The sequence below is a fragment of the Mesorhizobium sp. M2A.F.Ca.ET.037.01.1.1 genome (assembly GCF_003998075.1).
Classification (GTDB): domain Bacteria; phylum Pseudomonadota; class Alphaproteobacteria; order Rhizobiales; family Rhizobiaceae; genus Mesorhizobium.
The window spans coordinates 1-983 of sequence record NZ_RZSA01001502.1 but is presented as its reverse complement, the minus strand read 5'-3'; the positions used below and the strand labels follow the sequence as shown (position 1 = coordinate 983).

The 983-nt window shown below is 65.5% G+C and carries 1 protein-coding gene and 1 pseudogene; both read left to right on the top strand.

Annotated features, from left to right (window positions below):
- A pseudogene (locus EOA27_RS37925) lies at window positions 1-429 on the top strand (protein GlxC); the annotation flags it as partial.
- An 8-nt stretch (window positions 430-437) separates the two neighbouring features.
- Window positions 438-983: glutamate synthase-related protein (locus tag EOA27_RS37920; protein ID WP_245491372.1), on the top strand; the 546-nt coding region annotated here is incomplete at its 3' end.

Here is a 983-nt window from a genome sequence, read left to right as displayed (position 1 = left end):
GGCTCGATCGTCATCAAGGGCGATGCCAGCCAGTATGCCGGCGCCACCGGCCGCGGCGGCCTGCTGGTCATCGAGGGCAACGCCTCGTCGCGTTGCGGCATCTCTATGAAGGGCATCGACATCGTCGTGCATGGCAATATCGGCCACATGTCGGCCTTCATGGCGCAGTCCGGCAACCTGGTGGTGCTGGGCGATGCCGGCGACGCGCTGGGCGATTCCATCTACGAGGCGCGGCTCTTCGTGCGCGGCAAGGTGGAGAGCCTCGGCGCCGACTGCATCGCCAAGGAGATGCGGCCCGAGCACATCGAATTGCTGCAGGGCCTGCTCGACAAGGCCGGCGTGACCGGCGTCAAGGCATCGGAGTTCAAGCGCTACGGCTCGGCCCGCAAACTCTACAATTTCAACATCGACAACGCCGACGCGTATTGAGGACAGAAATGGCCTATCACAATCCTCCCACGACGCCGCGCAAATCCGCGACCTTCGACGACTACACGCTTTCCGAAATCCGCCGCGCGGCGGCGACCGGCATCTATGACATCCGCGGCGCCGGCGCCAAGCGCAAGCTGCCGCATTTCGACGATCTGTTGTTCCTCGGCGCCTCGATCTCGCGCTATCCGCTCGAAGGCTATCGCGAACGCTGCGACACCTCGGTAGTGCTCGGCTCGCGCCATGCCAAAAAGCCGATCGAGCTAAAGATCCCGATCACCATCGCCGGCATGAGTTTTGGGTCGCTTTCCGGTCCCGCCAAGGAAGCGCTTGGCCGCGGCGCGACGATCGCCGGGACATCGACCACCACAGGCGACGGCGGCATGACCGAGGAAGAACGCGGCCACTCGAAGAGGCTGGTCTATCAGTACCTGCCGTCGCGCTACGGCATGAACCCGCGCGACCTGCGCCGCGCCGACGCCATCGAAGTGGTCGTCGGCCAGGGCGCCAAGCCCGGCGGCGGCGGCATGCTGCTCGGGCAGAAGATCTCCGGC